Raw genomic sequence first — 23,740 nt, 5'->3', positions numbered from 1 at the left:
GGCAACCGGAAACGGCCGATCCGCGTCCGAGAGGGAGAACGGGCGGCCGGAACCCACGGGGGTGGTCCCGGCCGCTCTTTCTCCGTACTCGTCTCAGTGCCCCGCGACGGACCTCCTGGCCACCGGGAAGTCGAAGAAGGTCTCCGGGAACAACTCGGGCTTGAAGGTGTAGTGCCACCATTCCTCGGCCAGATTCACGAAGCCGGCGTCGGTGAGCGTCTTCTTCAGGAACTGCCGGTTGGCGCGCTGGGTTCCCTGGATCCGTGGGTCATCCGTGTGGGAGAGCGTGTCGAAGCAGTCGTACCCCGTGCCCATGTCCACCGAGTTGTCCGGGGAGCGCTCGGCCTGGGGCGCGTAACAGGGCACCTGCTTCCGGCCCGGCAGATACGGCCCGGCCGACGTGGCGGGCAGTCTCACCAGCGTCAGGTCCACCGTGCTGCCGCGGCTGTGTCCGGACTTCTCCGCAATGTAACCGTCCGCGAACAGCCGGGTCTTGTCGACGCGGGGATAGAACTCTCCCTTCATCGTCTCGTCGTCGAGATCCTTCGCCCACCGCACGAAGTGGTCGACCGCCCGCTGCGGCCGGTAGCAGTCGTACACCTTCAGCGAATACCCCTGCTCCAGCAGCCGGGTCTGTGCCCGGTGCAGGGCCAGGGCCGCGGGCCGGGTCAGGATGCAGAGCGGCTGGCGATATCCGTCCACCGGAACGCCCATGAAGTTGTGTGCGGTGTGGTAACGCATCTCCTGAATGATCGTCGGATCCACCGAGCGCAGCGCGACGAACTCCTCGGGAGCCTTCGGCTCGGGCCTCGCCTGCGCCACGGGGGCGGTGGCGGTGACGGCGAGCAGGGCGGCGGCAGCGGCGGCCAGGACACGGAAAGCGGAAGCAAGACCTGTCATGGGCACATAATCCAGTATTGCGGGGAGCCCGGCAGGCGATCGGATACAGTCCGCGCGTGTCCGCACCCATGAGCAACCCCGAGAAGCCGACGAAGGACTCCCACTGCGGCAGCTGCGGAGCACCGTACGCCGCTTCGACGTCCCCCGCCGCCTGGCCCCGCACCTGTGCCGCCTGCGGCGACAGGGCCTACCGCAACCCGCTGCCGGTCGCCGTGGCCCTGCTCCCCGTCACCGACCCGGACGGCACCGGACTCGTCGTCATCACCCGAACCATCCAGCCCCGCCGCGGCGGCCGCGCACTCCCCGGCGGCTTCATCGACCACGACGAGGACTGGAAACACGCCGTCGTACGTGAACTGCGCGAGGAGACCGGCATCGAAGCCGACGAAGGGGACGTCCGCCTCGCCGACGCCCTCAGTGGCCCGGACGGCCATCTGCTCCTTTTCGGCCTGCTCCCCGAACGCCCCGCCGGCGCGCTCCCGCCCTCCGTCCCCACCGATGAGACCTCCGGCTTCCATCTGCTCCGGGCACCCACCGAGCTCGCCTTCCCCCTGCACACCCGGGCCGTCCGCACCTGGTTCGAGGGCGGCTACCACTGACCGGTCCGGGCCCCTCGCGTCCTACAACCCCCGCACGCGCACAGGGCCGTTCACCGGCCCCTCCTCACCATCCCGCTCCACCACAACCGTCCCGTCCACCAGACGCGACGTATACCGCTCGACCTCCGCCCGCTCCCAGCCGTCGCCCGCGTCCCGGACCACAAGACCACCCCCACTGCGCCCCGCCCCCGGAGCCCACACCTCCAGCTCCACACCGCCGTCCGCGCCCCGCACGGGCAGCACCGAACCCGCTCGCGCCAGCACCGGCACCCGCGACAACGGAGCGTCGAGCAACACCTGACCCGGCCCCTCGTACACCTCACCCGTCGCCGTGTCGTACCAACGCCCCCGCGGCAACCGCACCGCCCGGCGCTCCGCACCAGGCTCCAGCACCGGCGCCACCAGCAGGGCATCACCCAGCAGGAACGTGTCCTCACAGTCCCGCAACGCCCGCTCACCGGGCGCGCCCCACCAGAGCGGCCGCACATACGGCGCACCCGTCAGCTGGGCCAGCTGCGCCAGGGTCACGAAGTACGGACGCAGCCGCTCCCGCTCCTCCAACGCGGCCCGCGCATGCTCAAGCACCCGCGGCCCGAACTCCCACGGCTCCCGCCGCCCCGCGTCGATCGCCGCATGGGTACGGAACAACGGCAGATACGCACCCAGCTGGAACCACCGCAGATACAGCTCCGGCGACGGCGACCCGCCGAACCCGCCCACATCCGGGCCCGAATACGGAACCCCGCACAACCCCATCCCCAGCACCAGTGCCAGGGAGGCCCGCAACCCGGGCCAGATGGTCTCCACATCACCGGACCAGGTCCCCCCGTACCGCTGCATCCCCGCCCAACCGGAACGCGAGAACAGAAACGGACGTTCCTCCGGCCGCAGCCGACGCAGCCCCTCGTACCCCGCACGCGCCATGGCGAGCCCGTACACATTGTGGACCTGGCGGTGATCACCCCCGCGGCCCTCCAGACAGTGCCGCGCCGACCGCGGCAACGTCGGCTCCCCGAACGCCGCGAACGACACCGGCTCGTTCATGTCGTGCCAGACGCCGGAGAACCCCTGCGCAAGCCGCTCCTCGTACAGCCCGCCCCACCACTCCCGCACCTGCGGATTGGTGAAGTCCGGATACACGCACTCACCCGGCCACACCTCCCCGCGCACCACCCGCCCCCGCGCGTCCCGGACGAACGCCCCGCCGCCACCGACCGCCCTGCCCGAGTCGAACACCGCGTTCCCCGGCTCCGCCTTCACCGCGGGATCGACGATCGACACCAGTCGCACCCCGTTCTCCCGCAGCTCCTTCGCCAGCCCCGGCAGATCGGGAAAGCGCTCGCGGTCGACGGTGAACACCCGATGCGCGTCGTAGTGGTCGATGTCCAGATGCAGCACGGACAGCGGCAGCCCCCGCTCCCGGTACCCGGCGACCACCCGCCGCACCTCCCGTTCGCTCCCGAAGCCCCAACGGGCATGCTGCGGACCCAGCGCCCAGGACGGCGGGAGCGCGGGCGCACCCGTCAGCGCCGTCCAGCCCTGCAGTACGCGCGCCGGCGTGCCGGCCATCACCCAGCAGCGCAGCGGCCCGCCATCCATCCGCACCTCGCACATTCCCGGACGGTCATGGCCCGATCCCGCGCCCTCCTCGCCCTCGCGCAGCGTCACCCGCCCCGACCAGGAGTTGTCGTGGAACACCAGATGCGTCCCCGCGTCGGAGACCACCAACTGCACCGGCATCGTCAGATACAGCGGATCATCACCCGGCCCGAAGCTCCCACCAGGATCCGTGTTCCACAGCCGGTACACGCCGTCCCGCAGCCGCGGCCCGGACGCCCGCCCGCCGAGCCCGAAGAACCGGGCATCCGCCGGCACCTCGGACCGCTGCACCCACCGGGCGGCGCCACCCGCGACCGGCTCCCACCAGCGCGGCGGCAACTCGCGCCGGAGCACCACCCCGCCCGGAGTACGCAGTTCCACGGCCCCGTGCCGCGACACCGCAACGGTCAGCCGCTCCGAGACGACCTGCCAGCCGCCGTCCTTGTCCGGTTCCAGCTCGGCCCGCGGATCCGGCTCGGGCCCCGCACCTGCCAGCGCGTACGACGGCAACGGCTCCGCCCCGTCCCAGCCCAAGAACACCGCCCCGCCCACCGCCACCCGGACCCGCAACTCCGAACGCGCGAACCGCACCACACCCCCGCCCGGCCCCGGCTCCGCCCCCACCACAAGACCCGGCACTCTCGCCCGCTCCGCACCGCGCCGGGGCAGCGCCCGCGCATCCGCATTCCGGCGCCGCCAGGAGGAGCGCACCGTGCGCAGCCCCCGCACCGAACCGACCAACTTCACCGAGCGCACCAGGTCACGACCGTCCATGCAGCTCACCCTGCCACCCGACAGGGCGGGCGCGGGCCGCGTTCAACTTCCGTTCACCCGTGGCCGGACCACATGTCCGGACACGCGACCATGGGTGGTGAACCCTGGTGCGAGAGACGATCACATGGCATCGTCCGTAAAAGCCGCCTCACGCGCACACCCCAGCACGTGTGCGCGCGTCCCACGCCCACCCCGCGTACCCGTACAGTCAGGGAGCCGCCATGACCGCAGCAGCCAACGAAGCCCCCCTCTGGCAGCCCGGCCCCGACCGCATCGCGGCCGCCGCCGTCACCCGCTTCCAGAACTGGGCGGCCGGGCGGTACGGAGCACCGGCCGAAGGCGGCTACCCGGCGCTGCACCGCTGGTCGGTCGACGAGCTCGACACCTTCTGGCAGGCCGTCGCCGACTGGTTCGACGTACGGTTCTCCACCCCGTACGAATCCGTCATCGGCGACCGCACCATGCCCGGCGCCCAGTGGTTCCCAGGCGCCACCCTCAACTACGCCGAACACGCCCTGCGCACCGCCGAGGACCCCCTGCGCGCGGACGCCCCCGCCCTGATCCACGTCGACGAGACCCACACCCAGGTCCCCATCTCCTGGTCCGAACTCCGCCGCCGGGTCGGATCGCTCGCCGCCGAACTCCGCGCGCTCGGCGTCACACCGGGCGACCGCGTCAGCGCCTACGTCCCCAACATCCCCCAGGCCGTCATCGCCTTCCTCGCCACCGCGGCCGTCGGAGGCGTCTGGACTTCCTGCGCCCCCGACTTCGGCGCCCGCAGTGTCCTCGACCGCTTCCAACAGGTCGAACCCGTCGTCCTCTTCACCGTCGACGGCTACCGCTACGGCGGCAAGGAACACGACCGCGCCGACACGGTCGCCGAGCTGCGCCGCGAACTTCCCACCCTGCGCGCCGTCGTCCACATTCCGCTGCTGGGCACCGAGGCCCCGGAGGGCACCCTCGACTGGTCCGCCCTCACGTCCGCCGACACCGAGCCCCTCTTCGAACAGGTCCCCTTCGACCATCCGCTGTGGGTGCTCTACTCCTCCGGCACCACCGGACTCCCCAAGGCCATCGTCCAGTCCCAGGGCGGCATCCTGCTCGAACACTTCAAGCAGATCGGCCTGCACTGCGACCTCGGCCCCGACGACCGGTTCTTCTGGTACACCTCCACCGGCTGGATGATGTGGAACTTCCTCGTCTCCGGCCTGCTCACCGGAACCACCCTCGTGCTGTACGACGGAAGCCCCGGCTACCCGGACGTCAGCGCCCAGTGGCGCGTCGCCGAACAGACCGGAGCGACCCTCTTCGGTACCTCCGCCGCCTACGTCATGGCCTGCCGCAAGGCCGACGTCCACCCGGGCCGCGACTTCGACCTCTCCCGCATCCAATGCGTCGCCACCACCGGCTCCCCGCTCCCGCCCGACGGATTCCGCTGGCTCCACGACGAGGTGGACGACAACCTGTGGATCGCCTCCGTCAGCGGCGGCACCGACGTCTGCAGCTGCTTCGCCGGCGCGGTCCCCACCCTCCCCGTACACATCGGCGAACTCCAGGCCCCGTGCCTCGGCACGGACCTCCAGTCCTGGGACCCCGCAGGCAAGCCCCTCATCGGCGAGGTCGGCGAACTCGTCGTCACCGCACCCCTGCCCTCCATGCCGATCCGCTTCTGGAACGACCCCGACGGCAGCCGCTACCACGACAGCTACTTCGACATGTATCCCGGCGTCTGGCGCCACGGCGACTGGATCACGATCACCGAACACGGCTCGGTCGTCATCCACGGCCGCTCCGACTCCACCCTCAACCGCCAGGGTGTACGGATGGGCTCGGCCGACATCTACGAAGCCGTCGAACGGCTCCCCGAAATCCGGGAATCCCTCGTCATCGGCATCGAAGAACCCGACGGCGGCTACTGGATGCCGATCTTCGTCCACCTCGCCGACGGCGCCGCGCTCGACGACGACCTGCGCGACAGCATCATGCGGACCATCCGGGAGAACCTCTCCCCGCGCCACGTCCCGGACGAGATCATCGAGGTCCCCGGCATTCCGCACACGCTCACCGGCAAGCGCATCGAGGTTCCGGTCAAGCGCCTCCTGCAAGGAACAGCCCTGGCCAAGGCGGTCAACCCGGGCTCGATCGACAACCTCGAACTCCTCCACTTCTACGAGGACCTCGCCCGCCAACGTCACTGACCGGCCGCGTTGTCAGTGCCCTTGATTACTCTGAGTGAGCAATGATCGACAGCGCACTGGGGGAGTCATGGCGCAGACCAGGAACACCAAGCACGGCAAGACCAGCAGGACCAGCGGGTACCTCCGGTCCGGCACATCCATGCGACGCACGCTGCGCCGCGAAGCACCCAGCACCATCGGCCTCCTGGCCGACGAGCAGGACTTCGCGGCGATGCGGCGCTACCGCACCTTCACCTTCGACGACCACACCATCTATCTCCAGCAGGTGGAGGGCCTGCTGAAGGCCCTCGCCGCACAGGGCATGCACGCCACGGTCGCCCTCTTCGACCCCGAGGAGTACGCGGAGTTCTGCACCGAATCCGGAATCGCTCCCGATGCCCCCGCCAGCCGTAGCCGCTTCACCGCCGAAATCGCCTCGGCCGGTGCCACCGTCGCGTACAGCGGCCAACCCCTCGACACCCTGATCCCGCTCCTGATCGGCCGAGCCGTCCGCCAGGCCACCTGGGAGTACGCCACGATGACCCTGGCCGACCTCGGAGCCTGCGCGGACTGCGGTCAGGACATCGGCCGCGCCGCCTTCGACCGGGCATCCCACCTCCTGCTGCGCATGCTGGAGACAGCCGGACCGGGCACCCACCACCTCGTCTGCAGCACCCCCACGGAGAACGAGCACCTGCTCGCGGTCCTGCACACCGAGCGCGACACCATGGGGCCCGCTCGCCTCGAATCGGCGGAAGGAGCCGAGTTCGTCACGGTGCTCGCCGTCGGCATCGCCCTCGAAAAGCCCGGGGGAGTCGTACTCCGAACTAGCAACCCCGGCACCCAGGACCGGGTCCACGGCTGGCGGCTGGCCCGCGGCAGCCTGGTCCCGCTCACCGCCGGCGAAGTCTTCAGCGCCTACTGCACCGATGCCGACACCGGCGAACCCGTCTCCCCGGAGTCACACGTGGAGTACTGCGCAGGCTTCGACCTCGGCGCCGACGAACCGGAGTCGCACCACTGACAGGCCGAAGGGGCTCCCTGCCACCATCGGCAGGGAGCCCCTTCACCGCAGACGCCGCGGGGCTACTCGCCCGACAGCACCGCCTGCGCCGCCACCCGCGCCTCTTCGGCGGAGTCGGCCGCACGCGCGGCGGCAGCGGCCCGCTCGCACTGCGCGAGCGTGTACTTCGCCAGGGTGGCGCGGACATAGGGAATGGACGCGGCACCCATCGACAACGACGTCACACCCAGCCCCGTCAGGACACAGGCAAGCAGCGGATCGGAGGCGGCTTCACCACAGACACCACAGCTCTTGCCCTCGGCCCCGGCCGCCTCCGCCGACAGCGCTACGAGGTCGAGCAGAGCGGGCTGCCAGGGATCCTGCAGCCGCGACACCGCACCCACCTGACGGTCGGCGGCAAAGGTGTACTGCGCCAGGTCATTCGTGCCCAGCGAAAGGAATTCGACCTCCCGCAGGATCGAGCGCGCCCGCAGGGCGGCGGACGGAATCTCCACCATCGCGCCGAACTTCGCCACCAGCCCGGCCGCACGGCAGGCATCGGCAAAGGCCTTCGCGTCCGCACGGTCCGCCACCATCGGAGCCATGACCTCGAGGTGGACGGGCAGACCTTCGGCGGCCTTCGCCAGAGCCGTCAACTGGGTTTGCAGCACCTCGGGGTGATCCAACAGGCTCCGCAGCCCACGCACGCCCAGTGCTGGGTTGGGCTCGTCCGCCGGCGTCAGGAAGTCGAGCGGCTTGTCGGCACCGGCATCCAGCACCCGCACCACGACACGCCCCTCAGGGAACGCTTCGAGCACCGCCCGGTAAGCCGCGACCTGCTTCTCCTCGGACGGCGCCCGCTTGCTGTCATCGAGGAACAGGAATTCGGTACGGAACAGTCCCACGCCCTCCGCACCTGCCTCGACGGCAGCCGGCACATCGCCCGGACCGCCCACATTGGCGAGCAGCGGGACCTTGTGACCGTCGGAGGTCGCACCCGGACCGGTCGAAGCAGACAGCGCGGCCTTGCGCGCCGCAGCGGCACGCTCCATCTCCGCACGCTTCTCGGCGCTGGGCTCGACGAAGATCTCACCGGTGCTGCCGTCCACCGCGACGACCGTGCCCTCGGCCAGCTCACCGGCCCCGGGGAGCGCCACCACGGCAGGCACACCGAGCGCACGCGCCAGAATCGCGCTGTGACTGGTCGGCCCGCCCTCCTCGGTCACGAAGCCGAGCACCAGCGCGGGGTCGAGCAGTGCCGTGTCGGCCGGCGCCAGGTCCCTGGCGATCAGGACATAGGGCTCGTCACTGTCCGGCACACCGGGCATCGGTACGCCGAGCAGGCGAGCCACGATCCGGTTACGCACATCGTCGAGGTCGGCGACCCGCCCGGCGAGGTACTCGCCGGCGTTGGCGAGCAGCGCCCGATAGGCGGCGAACGCGTCGTAGACACCGCGTTCGGCGGTGCTGCCGACGGCGATGCGCCGCTCCACATCAGCAATGAGCTCGGGGTCCTGCGCCATCATGGCTTGGGCCTCGAGCACATGCTGGGCCTCGCCACCGGCAAGATTGCCGCGCGCGATCAGATCGGCCGCCACCGCTTCCACAGCCTGGCGAGCGCGCCCCTGTTCACGCTCCGCCTCCTCGGCCGGGATCTGCTTGGCCGGCGGTTCGAGTACCGCCGTACCCATATGACGAACCTCGCCGATCGCCACTCCGTGGCTCACACCGACGCCTCGCAGCGTTGTCTCCATTGAACCCGTCTCCGGTTGTGCGGCGGTCCATGCCTCCGCGGTGGATATCCAGTCGGCTGTCATCGAGCCGCGTCCGTCACTGCCAACCGAACAACGTGTCGCCCATCTTCACGTCGCCGTCCTCGCGGACATCGGAGAGGGAGTCAGCGGTGGCTTCCAGCGCGACGATCGGGCACACGGGGGACTTGCCGGCGGCCTCGACGCCCGCGGGGTCCCACCGCACGATGCCCTGACCTCGGGTGACCGTGTCCCCCTTGTTCACGAGCAGTTCGAAGCCCTCGCCATTGAGCTGAACGGTGTCGATGCCCAGGTGGACGAGCACACCGTGCCCGTGCTCGTCCACGACGACGAACGCGTGCGGGTGTAGGGAGACAACGATGCCGTCGACCGGTGCTACGGCTTCGGACGGCTCGCGCTCGGGATCAATGGCGGTTCCAGGCCCCACCATCGCGCCGGAGAAGACCGGGTCCGGTACCGCAGCGAGCCCGATGGCACGCCCGGCAAGAGGGGACGTCACAGTGGTCATGGGGAACCTCCCAGGGGTGGAGCTCGAATGGCGCCGTCATGGCTTGCAGGCGACGGCGTGCTGTTCAGCAGAGTAAGTCATAAGAAGTTCCGGTTCCGCCCGAGTCCTGGCGGTTCGCGGCCTTAGTAGGGCACCGGGAACGATTTGCCTCGACTCCCGACTACCTGTACTGTCGTATTCCTGCCTGGCCCCAGCACGACTTTGAGTCGGGGGTCGGCAGCGACTTTTTAAGCCCCGACTCTAACCCGGATTGGCACCTGCATGTCTGCAGGAGGCTGGTCAAGGGGAAAGGAAAGGCCTGATAGAGTCGGACTCGCCGGAAAGGGAAACGCGAAAGCGAAGAACTGGAAAGCAACCCCGCTTCGACCGGGAATTGGACACGAAAGAGTCTGATAGAGTCGGAAACGCAAGACCGAAGGGAAAAGCCCGGAGGAAAGCCCGAGAGAATGTTCTGCGGGTGAGTACAAAGGAAGCGTCCGTTCCTTGAGAACTCAACAGCGTGCCAAAAGTCAACGCCAGATATGTTGATACCCCGGCCTGCTTCGGCAGGTTGGTGGTTCCTTTGAAAGTCCTACAGGGTCACTGACCCGGTGGGCAATTTACACAGCGAGGACGCTGTGGACGATCGGTCTTATTCCGGCTGATCGTTCCGCTCTCGTGTTGTGTTGTCCCGATTACGGGAAAACATTCACGGAGAGTTTGATCCTGGCTCAGGACGAACGCTGGCGGCGTGCTTAACACATGCAAGTCGAACGATGAAGCCCTTCGGGGTGGATTAGTGGCGAACGGGTGAGTAACACGTGGGCAATCTGCCCTTCACTCTGGGACAAGCCCTGGAAACGGGGTCTAATACCGGATAACACTCTGTCCCGCATGGGACGGGGTTGAAAGCTCCGGCGGTGAAGGATGAGCCCGCGGCCTATCAGCTTGTTGGTGGGGTGATGGCCTACCAAGGCGACGACGGGTAGCCGGCCTGAGAGGGCGACCGGCCACACTGGGACTGAGACACGGCCCAGACTCCTACGGGAGGCAGCAGTGGGGAATATTGCACAATGGGCGAAAGCCTGATGCAGCGACGCCGCGTGAGGGATGACGGCCTTCGGGTTGTAAACCTCTTTCAGCAGGGAAGAAGCGAAAGTGACGGTACCTGCAGAAGAAGCGCCGGCTAACTACGTGCCAGCAGCCGCGGTAATACGTAGGGCGCAAGCGTTGTCCGGAATTATTGGGCGTAAAGAGCTCGTAGGCGGCTTGTTGCGTCGGTTGTGAAAGCCCGGGGCTTAACCCCGGGTCTGCAGTCGATACGGGCAGGCTAGAGTGTGGTAGGGGAGATCGGAATTCCTGGTGTAGCGGTGAAATGCGCAGATATCAGGAGGAACACCGGTGGCGAAGGCGGATCTCTGGGCCATTACTGACGCTGAGGAGCGAAAGCGTGGGGAGCGAACAGGATTAGATACCCTGGTAGTCCACGCCGTAAACGTTGGGAACTAGGTGTTGGCGACATTCCACGTCGTCGGTGCCGCAGCTAACGCATTAAGTTCCCCGCCTGGGGAGTACGGCCGCAAGGCTAAAACTCAAAGGAATTGACGGGGGCCCGCACAAGCAGCGGAGCATGTGGCTTAATTCGACGCAACGCGAAGAACCTTACCAAGGCTTGACATACACCGGAAAGCATCAGAGATGGTGCCCCCCTTGTGGTCGGTGTACAGGTGGTGCATGGCTGTCGTCAGCTCGTGTCGTGAGATGTTGGGTTAAGTCCCGCAACGAGCGCAACCCTTGTTCTGTGTTGCCAGCATGCCCTTCGGGGTGATGGGGACTCACAGGAGACTGCCGGGGTCAACTCGGAGGAAGGTGGGGACGACGTCAAGTCATCATGCCCCTTATGTCTTGGGCTGCACACGTGCTACAATGGCCGGTACAATGAGCTGCGATGCCGCGAGGCGGAGCGAATCTCAAAAAGCCGGTCTCAGTTCGGATTGGGGTCTGCAACTCGACCCCATGAAGTCGGAGTTGCTAGTAATCGCAGATCAGCATTGCTGCGGTGAATACGTTCCCGGGCCTTGTACACACCGCCCGTCACGTCACGAAAGTCGGTAACACCCGAAGCCGGTGGCCCAACCCCTTGTGGGAGGGAGCTGTCGAAGGTGGGACTGGCGATTGGGACGAAGTCGTAACAAGGTAGCCGTACCGGAAGGTGCGGCTGGATCACCTCCTTTCTAAGGAGCATCTAGATTCCGTAAGGAATCCAGAGCCACTACGTCGGCAAATGTTCGACGGTGGTCAGCTCATGGGTGGAACGTTGACTATTCGGCACGATGGGTTGTTGTTCACTAGTACTGCTTCGGCGTGGAACGTGGGTGATGGCTTGTCGGGTCGGGCACGTTGTTGGGTATCTGAGGGTACGGCCGTGAGGTCGCCTTCAGTTGCCGGCCCCGGTAAAGCACCGCTTGTGTGGTGTGTGACGGGTGGCTGGTCGTTGTTTGAGAACTGCACAGTGGACGCGAGCATCTGTGGCCAAGTTTTTAAGGGCGCACGGTGGATGCCTTGGCACCAGGAACCGATGAAGGACGTGGGAGGCCACGATAGGCCCCGGGGAGCTGTCAACCAAGCTTTGATCCGGGGGTGTCCGAATGGGGAAACCCGGCAGTCGTCATGGGCTGTCACCCGCTGCTGAACACATAGGCAGTGTGGAGGGAACGAGGGGAAGTGAAACATCTCAGTACCCTCAGGAAGAGAAAACAACCGTGATTCCGGGAGTAGTGGCGAGCGAAACTGGATGAGGCCAAACCGTATGCGTGTGATACCCGGCAGGGGTTGCGCATGCGGGGTTGTGGGATCTCTTTTTCATAGTCTGCCGACTGTGAGACGAGTCAGAAACCGTTGATGTAGGCGAAGGACATGCGAAAGGTCCGGCGTAGAGGGTAAGACCCCCGTAGCTGAAACATTGACGGCTCGTTTAAGAGACACCCAAGTAGCACGGGGCCCGAGAAATCCCGTGTGAATCTGGCGGGACCACCCGCTAAGCCTAAATATTCCCTGGTGACCGATAGCGGATAGTACCGTGAGGGAATGGTGAAAAGTACCGCGGGAGCGGAGTGAAATAGTACCTGAAACCGTGTGCCTACAAGCCGTGGGAGCGTCGCTGTATGTGCTTGCACATGCAGTCGTGACTGCGTGCCTTTTGAAGAATGAGCCTGCGAGTTTGCGGTGTGTTGCGAGGTTAACCCGTGTGGGGAAGCCGTAGCGAAAGCGAGTCCGAATAGGGCGGTTGAGTAGCACGCTCAAGACCCGAAGCGGAGTGATCTAGCCATGGGCAGGTTGAAGCGGAGGTAAGACTTCGTGGAGGACCGAACCCACCAGGGTTGAAAACCTGGGGGATGACCTGTGGTTAGGGGTGAAAGGCCAATCAAACTCCGTGATAGCTGGTTCTCCCCGAAATGCATTTAGGTGCAGCGTCGTGTGTTTCTTACCGGAGGTAGAGCACTGGATAGGCGATGGGCCCTACCGGGTTACTGACCTTAGCCAAACTCCGAATGCCGGTAAGTGAGAGCGCGGCAGTGAGACTGTGGGGGATAAGCTCCATGGTCGAGAGGGAAACAGCCCAGAGCATCGACTAAGGCCCCTAAGCGTACGCTAAGTGGGAAAGGATGTGGAGTCGCAGAGACAACCAGGAGGTTGGCTTAGAAGCAGCCATCCTTGAAAGAGTGCGTAATAGCTCACTGGTCAAGTGATTCCGCGCCGACAATGTAGCGGGGCTCAAGCGTACCGCCGAAGTCGTGTCATTCGTACATGTATCCCCAACGGGAGTACGGATGGGTAGGGGAGCGTCGTGTGCCGGGTGAAGCAGCCGCGGAAGCGAGTTGTGGACGGTTCACGAGTGAGAATGCAGGCATGAGTAGCGATACACACGTGAGAAACGTGTGCGCCGATTGACTAAGGGTTCCTGGGTCAAGCTGATCTGCCCAGGGTAAGTCGGGACCTAAGGCGAGGCCGACAGGCGTAGTCGATGGACAACCGGTTGATATTCCGGTACCCGCTTTGAAACGCCCAATACTGAATCAGGCGATGCTAAGTCCGTGAAGCCGGCCCGATCTCTTCGGAGTTGAGGGTAGTGGTGGAGCCGACGAACCAGACTTGTATTAGGTAAGCGATGGGGTGACGCAGGAAGGTAGTCCAGCCCGGGCGGTGGTTGTCCCGGGGTAAGGGTGTAGGCCGTGTGGTAGGTAAATCCGTCACACGTTAAGGCTGAGACCTGATGCCGAGCCGATTGTGGTGAAGTGGATGATCCTATGCTGTCGAGAAAAGCCTCTAGCGAGTTTCATGGCGGCCCGTACCCTAAACCGACTCAGGTGGTCAGGTAGAGAATACCGAGGCGTTCGGGTGAACTATGGTTAAGGAACTCGGCAAAATGCCCCCGTAACTTCGGGAGAAGGGGGGCCATCACTGGTGAGGAGACTTGCTCTCCGAGCTGGGGGTGGCCGCAGAGACCAGCGAGAAGCGACTGTTTACTAAAAACACAGGTCCGTGCGAAGCCGTAAGGCGATGTATACGGACTGACGCCTGCCCGGTGCTGGAACGTTAAGGGGACCGGTTAGCCGACTTTCGGGTCGGCGAAGCTGAGAACTTAAGCGCCAGTAAACGGCGGTGGTAACTATAACCATCCTAAGGTAGCGAAATTCCTTGTCGGGTAAGTTCCGACCTGCACGAATGGCGTAACGACTTCTCGACTGTCTCAACCATAGGCCCGGTGAAATTGCACTACGAGTAAAGATGCTCGTTTCGCGCAGCAGGACGGAAAGACCCCGGGACCTTTACTACAGTTTGATATTGGTGTTCGGTTCGGCTTGTGTAGGATAGGTGGGAGACTTTGAAGCGGCCACGCCAGTGGTTGTGGAGTCGTCGTTGAAATACCACTCTGGTCGTGCTGGATGTCTAACCTGGGTCCGTGATCCGGATCAGGGACAGTGTCTGATGGGTAGTTTAACTGGGGCGGTTGCCTCCTAAAGAGTAACGGAGGCGCCCAAAGGTTCCCTCAGCCTGGTTGGCAATCAGGTGTTGAGTGTAAGTGCACAAGGGAGCTTGACTGTGAGACCGACGGGTCGAGCAGGGACGAAAGTCGGGACTAGTGATCCGGCAGTGGCTTGTGGAAGCGCTGTCGCTCAACGGATAAAAGGTACCCCGGGGATAACAGGCTGATCTTCCCCAAGAGTCCATATCGACGGGATGGTTTGGCACCTCGATGTCGGCTCGTCGCATCCTGGGGCTGGAGTCGGTCCCAAGGGTTGGGCTGTTCGCCCATTAAAGCGGTACGCGAGCTGGGTTTAGAACGTCGTGAGACAGTTCGGTCCCTATCCGCTGTGCGCGTAGGAATATTGAGAAGGGCTGTCCCTAGTACGAGAGGACCGGGACGGACGAACCTCTGGTGTGCCAGTTGTTCTGCCAAGGGCATGGCTGGTTGGCTACGTTCGGAAAGGATAACCGCTGAAAGCATCTAAGCGGGAAGCCTGCTTCGAGATGAGTATTCCCACCAACTTGATTGGTTAAGGCTCCCAGTAGACGACTGGGTTGATAGGCCAGATGTGGAAGCCCGGTAACGGGTGGAGCTGACTGGTACTAATAGGCCGAGGGCTTGTCCTCAGTTGCTCGCGTCCACTGTGTTTGTTCTGAAATAACGAACGGCCGTGTTGTTCCGGTGTTGGTTAATTTCATAGTGTTTCGGTGGTCATTGCGTTAGGGAAACGCCCGGTTACATTCCGAACCCGGAAGCTAAGCCTTTCAGCGCCGATGGTACTGCAGGGGGGACCCTGTGGGAGAGTAGGACGCCGCCGAACTCCTTTTACGGGAAAGCCCCGTGCCCTTGTGGCACGGGGCTTTTCTGCGTTCATGAGTTTTTGCGATACCCCCGTGCACCCGGTGCCGGTGGCTGAGGGTAGGGTCAGGGGGCATCATTGGCACGTTCTTCACACAGGAGGCCCCCGGGTGGAGGTCCAGGAGACTCGGGTCCAGACGGACCGGGTACTCACCATCCCCAACATCCTCAGCATGGCTCGCCTTGTCGGGGTTCCGCTCTTCCTGTGGCTGATTCTTCGCCCCGAGTTCGGCGGGCCCAAGAGCGATGGCTGGGCACTGCTGGTGCTGATGCTCAGCGGGGTCAGCGACTACCTCGACGGTAAGCTCGCTCGCCGGTGGAACCAGATCAGCAGCCTCGGCCGGCTCCTGGATCCTGCCGCGGACCGCCTCTACATTCTTTCGACCCTCGTCGGCCTGACCTGGCGGGAGATCCTGCCGCTCTGGCTCACCGCGGCACTTCTGGCCCGCGAACTGATGCTCCTCGTGATGGTGGGAATCCTTCGCCGTCATGGCTATCCGCCACCCCAGGTGAACTTCCTGGGGAAGGCCGCCACGTTCAATCTGATGTACGCGTTCCCCTTGTTGCTGCTCAGCGATGGAAGTGGTTGGCTTGCATCTCTGGCCGCCGTTTTCGGATGGGCGTTCGCAGGTTGGGGTACAACGCTCTACTGGTGGGCAGGGATCCTCTACGTGGTTCAGGTCCGCAGACTCGTCAAGGCGGATGCAGTAGCCGATTGAGCTCGTTGACGCGGTGCCGCGCAGAGTGGCCGGCCCGCCGCTGATGATTCGGATAGCGCCCCGACGGGCGAAGTCGGCCAAACCGTCGTCTGTTCAAGGAGGACGTTTCCGACATGAAGGCCGTCGTGATGGCTGGCGGCGAAGGCACTCGTCTTCGTCCCATGACCTCAAGCATGCCCAAGCCGCTTCTGCCCGTCGCCAATCGACCGATCATGGAACATGTGCTTCGGCTGCTCAAGCGACACGGGCTCAATGAGACCGTCGTAACGGTCCAGTTTCTCGCCTCGTTGGTCAAGAACTACTTCGGGGACGGCGAAGAGCTCGGGATGGAGCTCAGTTACGCCAATGAGGAGAAACCGCTCGGCACCGCGGGGAGCGTGAAGAATGCTGAGGAAGCGCTGAAGGACGACACCTTCCTCGTGATTTCCGGTGATGCACTCACCGACTTCGATCTCACCGACCTCATCGCCTTCCACAAGGAAAAGGGTGGGCTGGTGACGGTGTGCCTGACGCGGGTGCCGAATCCGTTGGAATTCGGCATCACCATCGTCGACGAAGCAGGCCAGGTCGAACGTTTCCTGGAAAAGCCCACCTGGGGTCAGGTCTTCTCGGACACCGTCAACACAGGCATCTACGTCATGGAGCCCGAGGTTTTCGACTATGTCGAGGCCGACGTCTCCGTGGACTGGTCCGGTGATGTCTTCCCGCAGCTCATGAAGGAAGGCAAGCCCATCTACGGCTATGTCGCCGAGGGCTACTGGGAGGACGTCGGCACCCACGAGAGCTATGTGAAGGCCCAAGCCGACGTTCTCGAGCGTAAGGTCGACGTTGAGATCGACGGCTTCGAGATCTCGCCGGGCGTATGGGTCGCGGAAGGCGCCGAAGTGCATCCCGACGCGGTACTGCGGGGCCCCTTGTACATCGGGGACTACGCAAAAATCGAAGCCGGCGTGGAGATTCGCGAACACACGGTCATCGGGTCCAACGTCGTTGTCAAGAGCGGCGCTTTTCTGCACAAAGCCGTGGTGCACGACAACGTCTACATCGGTCAGCACAGCAACCTGCGCGGATGCGTGATCGGTAAGAACACCGACGTCATGCGGGCCGCCCGTATCGAGGACGGCGCGGTCATCGGCGACGAGTGTCTGGTCGGTGAGGAATCGATCGTTCAGGGAAATGTTCGGGTCTACCCGTTCAAGACCATCGAGGCCGGTGCCTTTGTCAATACCTCGGTGATCTGGGAATCACGGGGGCAGGCTCATCTCTTCGGGGCCCGTGGTGTGTCCGGGATTCTGAACGTCGAGATCACGCCGGAGCTGGCGGTCCGGCTCGCCGGAGCGTATGCCACAACTCTCAAGAAGGGGTCGACGGTCACCACCGCACGTGACCACTCCCGCGGTGCCCGTGCGCTGAAGAGAGCGGTGATCTCAGCGCTTCAGGCCAGCGCCATCGACGTACGGGACCTGGAGAACGTACCGATGCCCGTCGCGCGCCAGCAGACCGCGCGTGGCAGTGCCGGCGGGATCATGATCCGTACGTCCCCCGGGGTGCCCGACTCGGTCGACATCATGTTCTTCGACGAGCGGGGCGCGGACCTCTCGCAGGCACGCCAGCGGAAGCTGGACCGGGTCTACGCACGTCAGGAGTACCGACGGGCCTTCCCGGGGGAGATCGGGGACCTGCACTTCCCGTCCAGCGTCTTCGACTCGTATACCGGCTCGCTGCTGCGGAACGTGGACACCGCCGGGATCGCCGACGCGGCTCTCAAAGTCGTCGTCGACGCCTCCAACGGCAGTGCTGGGCTCGTCCTTCCCAGCCTGCTCGGACGGCTCGGCGTGGACGCGTTGACCATCAATCCCGGCCTGGACGAATCGCGGCCCACCGAATCCGCCGAAACCCGGCGGTCCGGACTGGTGCGGCTGGGCGAGATCGTCTCCTCGGCACGGGCCGCATTCGGGGTGCGATTCGATCCGGTCGGTGAGCGGCTCTCCCTGGTCGACGAACGGGGCAGGATCGTGGAGGACGACCGGGCGCTCCTGGTGATGCTCGACCTCGTGGCCGCCGAGCGGCGCAGCGGGCGGGTGGCGTTGCCGGTGACCACCACGCGGGTCGCCGAGCAGGTCGCGGCGTACCACGGCACGCAGGTCGAATGGACGACGACATCGCCCGACGACCTGACACGTGTGGGACGTGAGGAAGGCACCATCTTCGGTGGAGACGGCCGCGGCGGCTTCATCGTTCCCGAATTCAGCAGCGTCTTCGACGGCTCCGCGGCATTCGTGAGGCTCCTCGGGCTCGTCGCCAGGACCCAGCTCACGCTCAGCCAGATCGATGCCCGCATTCCCCGTGCCCACGTCCTGCGGCGTGACCTGGCCACACCCTGGGCCGTCAAGGGCATGGTCATGCGCCGGGTCGTGGAGGCCGCCGGGGACCGCAGTGTCGACACGACGGACGGCGTGCGGGTCGTCGAGGCCGACGGGCGATGGGTGATGGTGCTTCCGGACCCGGCCGAGGCGGTCACCCATTTGTGGGCCGAGGGTCCGGACGACGCCTCCGCGCAGGCGTTGCTGGACGAATGGGCAGCGGTCGTGGACAGCGCAGGTCAATGAGGGTTCCACCGGTGTGCCCGGAGGCTTTGAGCGACGCCTCCAGGCACACCGGTGGGGCCATTCGGCGGTAGCAGTGGCGACGTGCGACGATGTGCGGCATGTCGCAGCAGCCCCCCGATCGGAGTACCGCCTCGCGCCCCGACGCGTCCATGTCGCTGCTGACCAATGTGATGGACCACAGCCTCGACGACGGGTACGCCGAGGCATCGGCGCGGCGCAAGGCCGACGGGAGCGCGGGACTGCCCCGCACACTCAAGACCAAGCTCGGCCTCGCCGCCTGTCTGGTGCTCGCTGCCCTTGTCGTCACGCTCGGCGCCGCGCAGGCACGCGTCGCCGCGCCGGTCCTCGCCAAGGAGCGCGAGGAACTGATCGACCGTATCGGTGAGGAGACCGCGGCGGCGGACAACCTCGAGGCCCAGGTCGACAAGCTCCGGGACGATGTGGGCAGTCGACAGCGCAAGGCGTTGGAGAAGCACGGCGGGGACCAGGGGGAGCTGGTGGCGTTGCTCGCCGGAGCGACACCGGTGGAAGGGCCCGGCGTAAAACTCGTCGTCGACGATGCCAAGGGCACCGACCAGGGTGGTGGCGGGCCGAGGGAGACCAGCGGCTTCTCCGACACCGGGCGAGTCCGTGACCGGGACCTGCAGCGGGTCGTCAACGGCCTGTGGCAGTCCGGTGCGGAAGCGATCGCGATCAACGGGCAGCGTCTGACCGCCCTGTCGGCGATCCGCGCGGCCGGCGACGCCATACTGGTCGACAACAGACCGCTCGTGCCGCCGTACACGGTGCTGGCGGTGGGGGACGGGAAGCCGTTGAGCAGCGCGTTCCAGGACAGTGACGACGGCCAGTATCTGCAGGCGCTCAAGGACACCTTCGACATCCGGACGAGCATGTCCGTCCAGGACAGGGTGAGCCTCCCGGTCGCGCCGAGCCTGATCGTACGAACAGCAGAGCCTTACAAGGCCGCAGACACCGGCAGTGGTGCGGCGGAGAGAGGGAAGGGCACATCGTGATCGCCGTACTGGGCCTCGTCGTGGGAGTCGTGGTCGGACTGTTGGTCCGGCCCGAGGTGCCGGCGGTGGTCGAGCCCTATCTTCCGATCGCCGTGGTGGCTGCTCTCGACGCAGTCTTCGGTGGTCTGCGGGCCATGCTCGACGGAATCTTTGTCGACAAGGTGTTCGTCGTGTCGTTCCTGTCGAATGTCGTGGTGGCCGCACTGATCGTGTTCCTGGGCGACAAGCTGGGCGTCGGCGCGCAGCTCTCCACCGGTGTGGTGGTCGTGCTCGGGATCCGGATCTTCTCCAACGCCGCGGCCATCCGCCGGCACGTCTTCCGGGCCTGAGGCCGATGAGCAACGAAGAACTTCCCAGCGGCAAGGAGCAGCCCGGCGAGCAGCCCGCCGACGCTGTCAAGGAGCTCACCGGGCGTCAGCGGCTCATCGCCGGGCTGTGGCCGCCGCGGGTGACACGGGCCCAACTCATCGTCGCGCTGCTGCTGTTCGTCCTCGGCCTGGGGCTGGCCATTCAGGTCCGCTCGAACAGCGACAACAGCGCACTGAGAGGTGCCCGCCAGGAGGACCTCGTCCGCATTCTCGACGAGCTGGACGACCGCACACAGCGCCTGGAGGACGAGAAGCAGCGTCTCGACGCTCAGCGCACGGAACTGGAGAACAGCTCCGACCAGGCCGAGGAGGCGCGCAAGCAGACGGTGGAGAAGGAACGGCAACTCGGTGTCCTCGCGGGCACCGTGGCCGCACACGGGCCCGGGATTACCCTCACCGTCAACGACCCGGGAGACGGAGTCAAGGCGGACATGCTGCTCGATGCGCTCCAGGAGTTGCGTGCGGCTGGCGCCGAGGCGATCGAGGTCAACGGCGTCAGAGTCGTGGCCAATACGTACTTCTCCGGTGACGGCGGCAAGGTCAAGGTCGACGGCCGTAAGATCACCGCGCCGTACGTGTTCAAGGTGATCGGCAAGCCCCAGGACCTGGAGCCTGCGCTGAACATCCCCGGCGGTGTGGTGCAGACACTGGAGAAGGAGCAGGCCACCGTGCGTGTTGAGCAGGCCGACGACATCGTTGTGGATGTCTTGCGACCGGCAGAGCGGCCTGACTACGCTCGGTCGTCGTCCCCGTGAGGCCGCGGCACCGAGGGAGCGAAGGACATGGGCAGGCGGTTGCGGGGGGTCGCCGCATCGTAATGGTGGTGCGTGGTGGAAACTGTCGAGTGGATACGGACGTTGTGAAGATGTCCGGGTCGGCAGGTGTGTTCATTCAGGGTTCGTCCTGCCCCACGGGCGGGTCTATTTCGGTCAAGGGGAATCGCCCGTGAAGTTGTTTGGGAAGTTGTTCGGCAAGAGCGCTCGCGATGAGGCTGCCCGCCATCGCGCACCGCGCCATGGCCAGGCAGATGAGCAGGGCTCGGAGCGCCCGCTCTTCCGCGATCAGGTGTCGGGTTCGGGCAGTGACAATTCGGGTGCTTCCGGCGCGTCGTCTGTTGACCCTGCCGGTGCCGGCCGCATAGGTTTCGGAGAACCGTCAACCTCAGGTACAGGTGGAGGGTTTACCCCGAGGCAGGAGGGTTCGTCCATGCCGGTCTGTACGAGGTGCGGGCATCGCAACGCCGAGGCCAGTCGTTTCTGCTCCAACTGCGGTGCGCCGCTGAAGGGCGGAATTCCCGAGCGTGCCTCGGAGACGACCTCGACCATTTCCATCTCAGGCCTCGAGGCGTACGAGGCGGAGGCCACCGGGCAGACGCTCGCACCGTCCCTCTCGCCCGAGGCGCAGGCCGCTGTCGACGCACTTCCGCTCGGCTCGGCGCTGCTCGTGGTGCGGCGCGGTCCGAACTCCGGCAGTCGCTTCCTGCTGGACAGCGAGCTGACCACGGCCGGCCGCCACCCGCAGAGCGACATCTTCCTCGACGACGTGACGGTGTCGAGGAGGCATGTGGAGTTCCGCAGGAGCCCCGACGGCAGCTTCACGGTCGGGGATGTGGGCAGCCTCAACGGCACCTACGTCAACCGCGAGCGCATCGACTCCGTTGCCCTGTCCAACGGCGACGAAGTGCAGATCGGCAAGTACCGGCTGGTCTTCTATGCGAGCCAGCGGGGCATCTGACCCGTCAGGGAAGGTCCATGCTGAGAACACCGACGGGCGGTGCCGGTCACGGCACCGCCAGCGCGGACGACCGCCCGATGAGCATCGGTACGGTGCTCCTGCAGCTGCGGGACGAGTTTCCCGAAGTCACGATCTCCAAGATTCGCTTCCTGGAGGCCGAGGGGCTCGTCGAGCCGCAACGGACCCCCTCCGGCTACCGCAAGTTCCGTGCGGCCGACGTGGAGCGGCTCGCGCAGGTGCTGCGTATGCAGCGGGATCACTACCTCCCGCTGAAGGTCATCCGCGAGCATCTGGACGCCCTCGCCCGCGGCGAGCAGTCCGCCCTGCCTTCCGGAGGTTGCCCCCGGGACCTGACCGGTGGCGGCTGGGACGCTGACTCCGGGAGGGCGACCGCGGCCCGGATCGGCCGTGCCGAGCTGCTCGCGGTGACCGAGGTCACCGAGAGTGACCTCGATGAGTGGGAGTCGTACGGCCTGGTCGCTCCGAGCGGCGAGGGCGGCTACGACGCCGAGATGGTCACGGTGGCCAAGCTTGTGGCGGATCTGGGCCGATTCGGTCTGGAACCGCGTCACCTCCGGGCCATCCGGGCCGCCGCCGACCGCGAGGCGGGACTGATCGAGCAGGTGGTTGCGCCCCTGCGGCGGCACCGGAATCCGCAGACCAGAGCGCATGCCGAGGCCACCGCGCGGGAGCTCGCCGAGTTGTCCGTAAGGCTTCACTCGGCCCTGGTGCAGACCGCTCTGAAGGTCCGGTTCCACTGATCTCGTCGGTGCCCGACTACCCAAACCTGCCGAGCACGTCCTAGGGTTGCTGTGTGAACGAGCTCGACGTTGTGGGTGTCCGGGTGGAAATGCCCTCGAACCAACCGATCGTGCTCCTGCGTGAAGTGGGAGGCGACCGGTACCTCCCCATTTGGATCGGTCCTGGTGAGGCGACCGCGATCGCCTTTGCCCAGCAGGGCATGGCTCCGGCCAGGCCGCTGACCCATGATCTCTTCAAGGATGTGCTCGAGGCCGTCGGCCAGGAGCTCACCGAGGTCCGCATCACGGACCTGCGCGAAGGGGTGTTCTACGCGGAGCTGGTCTTCGCCAGCGGGGTCGAGGTGAGCGCGCGGCCGTCCGACGCCATAGCGCTGGCGCTGCGCACCGGAACGCCGATCTACGGCAGCGACGGGGTGCTCGACGACGCAGGCATCGCCATCCCGGACGAACAGGAGGACGAGGTGGAGAAGTTCCGCGAGTTCCTCGATCAGATCTCACCGGAGGACTTCGGCACCAACAGTCAGTGACCGTTCTACGGGGCCGCCGTCAGCGCATTCGACAAGCCTTTCCCCCTCGCGAGTCACGGGAAACCACCCTCAGGGTGATTATCACTCGGCGTGCCGAGTGTGGCGATCGTTGACGCACCCCGAGTGACTGCCTACCTTCGAGATGGCAGGTCAAGGACGGAGGTCGGCGTGAGAAGCAGCGGCGACGGTACGGCAGCGGGTGGGCCGTATCCGCAGCAGGGGAGTACAGCCGACCACACCATCAGGCAACCGGTTCAACCGGCGGCGGTGGCGGGGGGCGGCGTGGCATCGGCCAACGACATCGGCTATCGGGGGCCGACAGCGTGTGCGGCTGCGGGGATCACCTATCGGCAGCTCGACTACTGGGCGCGCACGGGGCTCGTCGAGCCGAGCGTCCGTCCGGCATACGGCTCGGGCACACAGCGGCTCTACAGCTTCCGGGACGTCGTCCTGCTGAAGATCGTCAAGCGTTTCCTGGACACGGGCGTCGCCCTGCAGAACATTCGCACCACGGTTCAGCATCTGCGGGCCCGCGGGTTCCAGGATCTGGAGCGGATGACGCTGATGAGCGACGGGGCGACGGTCTACGAGTGCTCCTCGCCCGACGAGGTCGTCGACTTGCTCCAGGGCGGCCAGGGGGTTTTCGGCATTGCCGTGGGCGTGGTGTGGCAGGACGTCGACGTCGCCCTGTCGCAACTGCACGGAGAGCGCGTGGACACCGGCGAGACACTCGTCGGGAACAACCCCACCGATGAGCTCGCGCGACGGCGCAACCGCGCCGGCTGACCGGGGCGAGGAATCGGGCGCGGCG

The 23,740-nt window shown here is 65.7% G+C and carries 16 protein-coding genes and 3 rRNA genes; 15 read left to right on the top strand and 4 right to left on the bottom strand.

Annotated features, from left to right (window positions below; translation table 11 throughout):
• Window positions 1–93: 93 nt before the first annotated feature.
• Entirely contained in the window at window positions 94–900 is an 807-nt protein-coding gene (locus OH735_RS05480; RefSeq protein WP_406379935.1) for a M15 family metallopeptidase, read from the bottom strand.
• 68 nt (window positions 901–968) lie between these two features.
• Here OH735_RS05480 and OH735_RS05475 point away from each other — a divergent pair, with 68 nt between their 5' ends.
• Window positions 969–1,499 carry an NUDIX domain-containing protein gene (locus OH735_RS05475; protein ID WP_406386425.1) on the top strand — a complete coding sequence of 177 codons (531 nt, stop codon included), beginning with the start codon at window positions 969–971 and terminating at the stop codon, window positions 1,497–1,499.
• A gap of 21 nt (window positions 1,500–1,520) precedes the next feature.
• Here OH735_RS05475 and OH735_RS05470 read toward each other — a convergent pair whose 3' ends face one another.
• Window positions 1,521–3,872, bottom strand: coding sequence for a glycoside hydrolase family 31 protein (locus OH735_RS05470; protein WP_406379933.1), 2,352 nt, complete (start codon window positions 3,870–3,872; stop codon window positions 1,521–1,523).
• Between the two features lie 221 nt (window positions 3,873–4,093).
• Here OH735_RS05470 and OH735_RS05465 point away from each other — a divergent pair, with 221 nt between their 5' ends.
• Entirely contained in the window at window positions 4,094–6,070 is a 1,977-nt protein-coding gene (locus tag OH735_RS05465; RefSeq protein WP_406379931.1) for an acetoacetate--CoA ligase, read from the top strand.
• A 67-nt stretch (window positions 6,071–6,137) separates the two neighbouring features.
• The gene (locus OH735_RS05460) at window positions 6,138–7,073 is read left to right on the top strand and encodes a hypothetical protein (protein WP_406379929.1); all 936 of its coding nucleotides are present in this window, start codon (window positions 6,138–6,140) and stop codon (window positions 7,071–7,073) included.
• Between the two features lie 62 nt (window positions 7,074–7,135).
• On the opposite strand, the gene ptsP is transcribed toward OH735_RS05460, so the two are convergent.
• Window positions 7,136–8,806 carry a phosphoenolpyruvate--protein phosphotransferase gene (gene ptsP / locus OH735_RS05455; RefSeq protein WP_406379927.1) on the bottom strand — a complete coding sequence of 557 codons (1,671 nt, stop codon included), beginning with the start codon at window positions 8,804–8,806 and terminating at the stop codon, window positions 7,136–7,138.
• Window positions 8,807–8,882: 76 nt separating this feature from the next.
• A complete protein-coding gene (locus tag OH735_RS05450; protein ID WP_406379926.1) occupies window positions 8,883–9,332 on the bottom strand; it encodes a PTS glucose transporter subunit IIA in 450 nt (149 codons plus the stop codon).
• 687 nt (window positions 9,333–10,019) lie between these two features.
• Between OH735_RS05450 and OH735_RS05445 the strand changes: the two genes are divergently transcribed.
• The 12 genes from OH735_RS05445 (at window position 10,020) to OH735_RS05390 (ending at window position 23,715) form a co-directional block, all read left to right on the top strand.
• Window positions 10,020–11,545 (top strand): 16S ribosomal RNA (locus OH735_RS05445).
• Between the two features lie 296 nt (window positions 11,546–11,841).
• Window positions 11,842–14,966 (top strand): 23S ribosomal RNA (locus tag OH735_RS05440).
• A gap of 77 nt (window positions 14,967–15,043) precedes the next feature.
• Window positions 15,044–15,160, top strand: a 5S ribosomal RNA gene (gene rrf, locus OH735_RS05435).
• Together the 16S, 23S and 5S rRNA genes form the textbook arrangement of a ribosomal RNA operon.
• A gap of 148 nt (window positions 15,161–15,308) precedes the next feature.
• Window positions 15,309–15,917, top strand: a complete 609-nt coding sequence (locus OH735_RS05430) for a CDP-alcohol phosphatidyltransferase family protein (protein ID WP_362207353.1) — start codon at window positions 15,309–15,311, stop codon at window positions 15,915–15,917.
• 113 nt (window positions 15,918–16,030) lie between these two features.
• Window positions 16,031–18,526 (top strand): sugar phosphate nucleotidyltransferase, encoded by a 2,496-nt coding sequence (locus OH735_RS05425; protein ID WP_406379924.1) that lies wholly within the window; start codon window positions 16,031–16,033, stop codon window positions 18,524–18,526.
• Window positions 18,527–18,675: 149 nt separating this feature from the next.
• Window positions 18,676–19,539, top strand: coding sequence for a DUF881 domain-containing protein (locus OH735_RS05420; RefSeq protein WP_406386423.1), 864 nt, complete (start codon window positions 18,676–18,678; stop codon window positions 19,537–19,539).
• Complete coding sequence (locus tag OH735_RS05415; protein WP_003970459.1) at window positions 19,536–19,868, top strand: small basic family protein; 333 nt, start codon at window positions 19,536–19,538, stop codon at window positions 19,866–19,868. Before OH735_RS05420 ends, OH735_RS05415 begins: the two co-directional genes overlap by 4 nt.
• 5 nt (window positions 19,869–19,873) lie before the next feature.
• Window positions 19,874–20,662 (top strand): DUF881 domain-containing protein, encoded by a 789-nt coding sequence (locus tag OH735_RS05410; RefSeq protein WP_406379922.1) that lies wholly within the window; start codon window positions 19,874–19,876, stop codon window positions 20,660–20,662.
• Between the two features lie 190 nt (window positions 20,663–20,852).
• Window positions 20,853–21,641, top strand: coding sequence for an FHA domain-containing protein (locus OH735_RS05405; protein WP_406379920.1), 789 nt, complete (start codon window positions 20,853–20,855; stop codon window positions 21,639–21,641).
• A gap of 17 nt (window positions 21,642–21,658) precedes the next feature.
• Entirely contained in the window at window positions 21,659–22,402 is a 744-nt protein-coding gene (locus OH735_RS05400; RefSeq protein ID WP_406379918.1) for a MerR family transcriptional regulator, read from the top strand.
• A gap of 53 nt (window positions 22,403–22,455) precedes the next feature.
• Entirely contained in the window at window positions 22,456–22,929 is a 474-nt protein-coding gene (locus OH735_RS05395) for a bifunctional nuclease family protein (protein ID WP_006123076.1), read from the top strand.
• Window positions 22,930–23,097: 168 nt separating this feature from the next.
• Window positions 23,098–23,715 carry a MerR family transcriptional regulator gene (locus tag OH735_RS05390; protein WP_384458310.1) on the top strand — a complete coding sequence of 206 codons (618 nt, stop codon included), beginning with the start codon at window positions 23,098–23,100 and terminating at the stop codon, window positions 23,713–23,715.
• The last annotated feature ends 25 nt before the right edge of the window (window positions 23,716–23,740 follow it).

It is taken from the genome of Streptomyces sp. NBC_01618, from assembly GCF_045209435.1.
Classification (GTDB): domain Bacteria; phylum Actinomycetota; class Actinomycetes; order Streptomycetales; family Streptomycetaceae; genus Streptomyces.
Note: the sequence above shows the minus strand (reverse complement) of the source record. Positions and strands in the feature narration are given on the sequence as shown.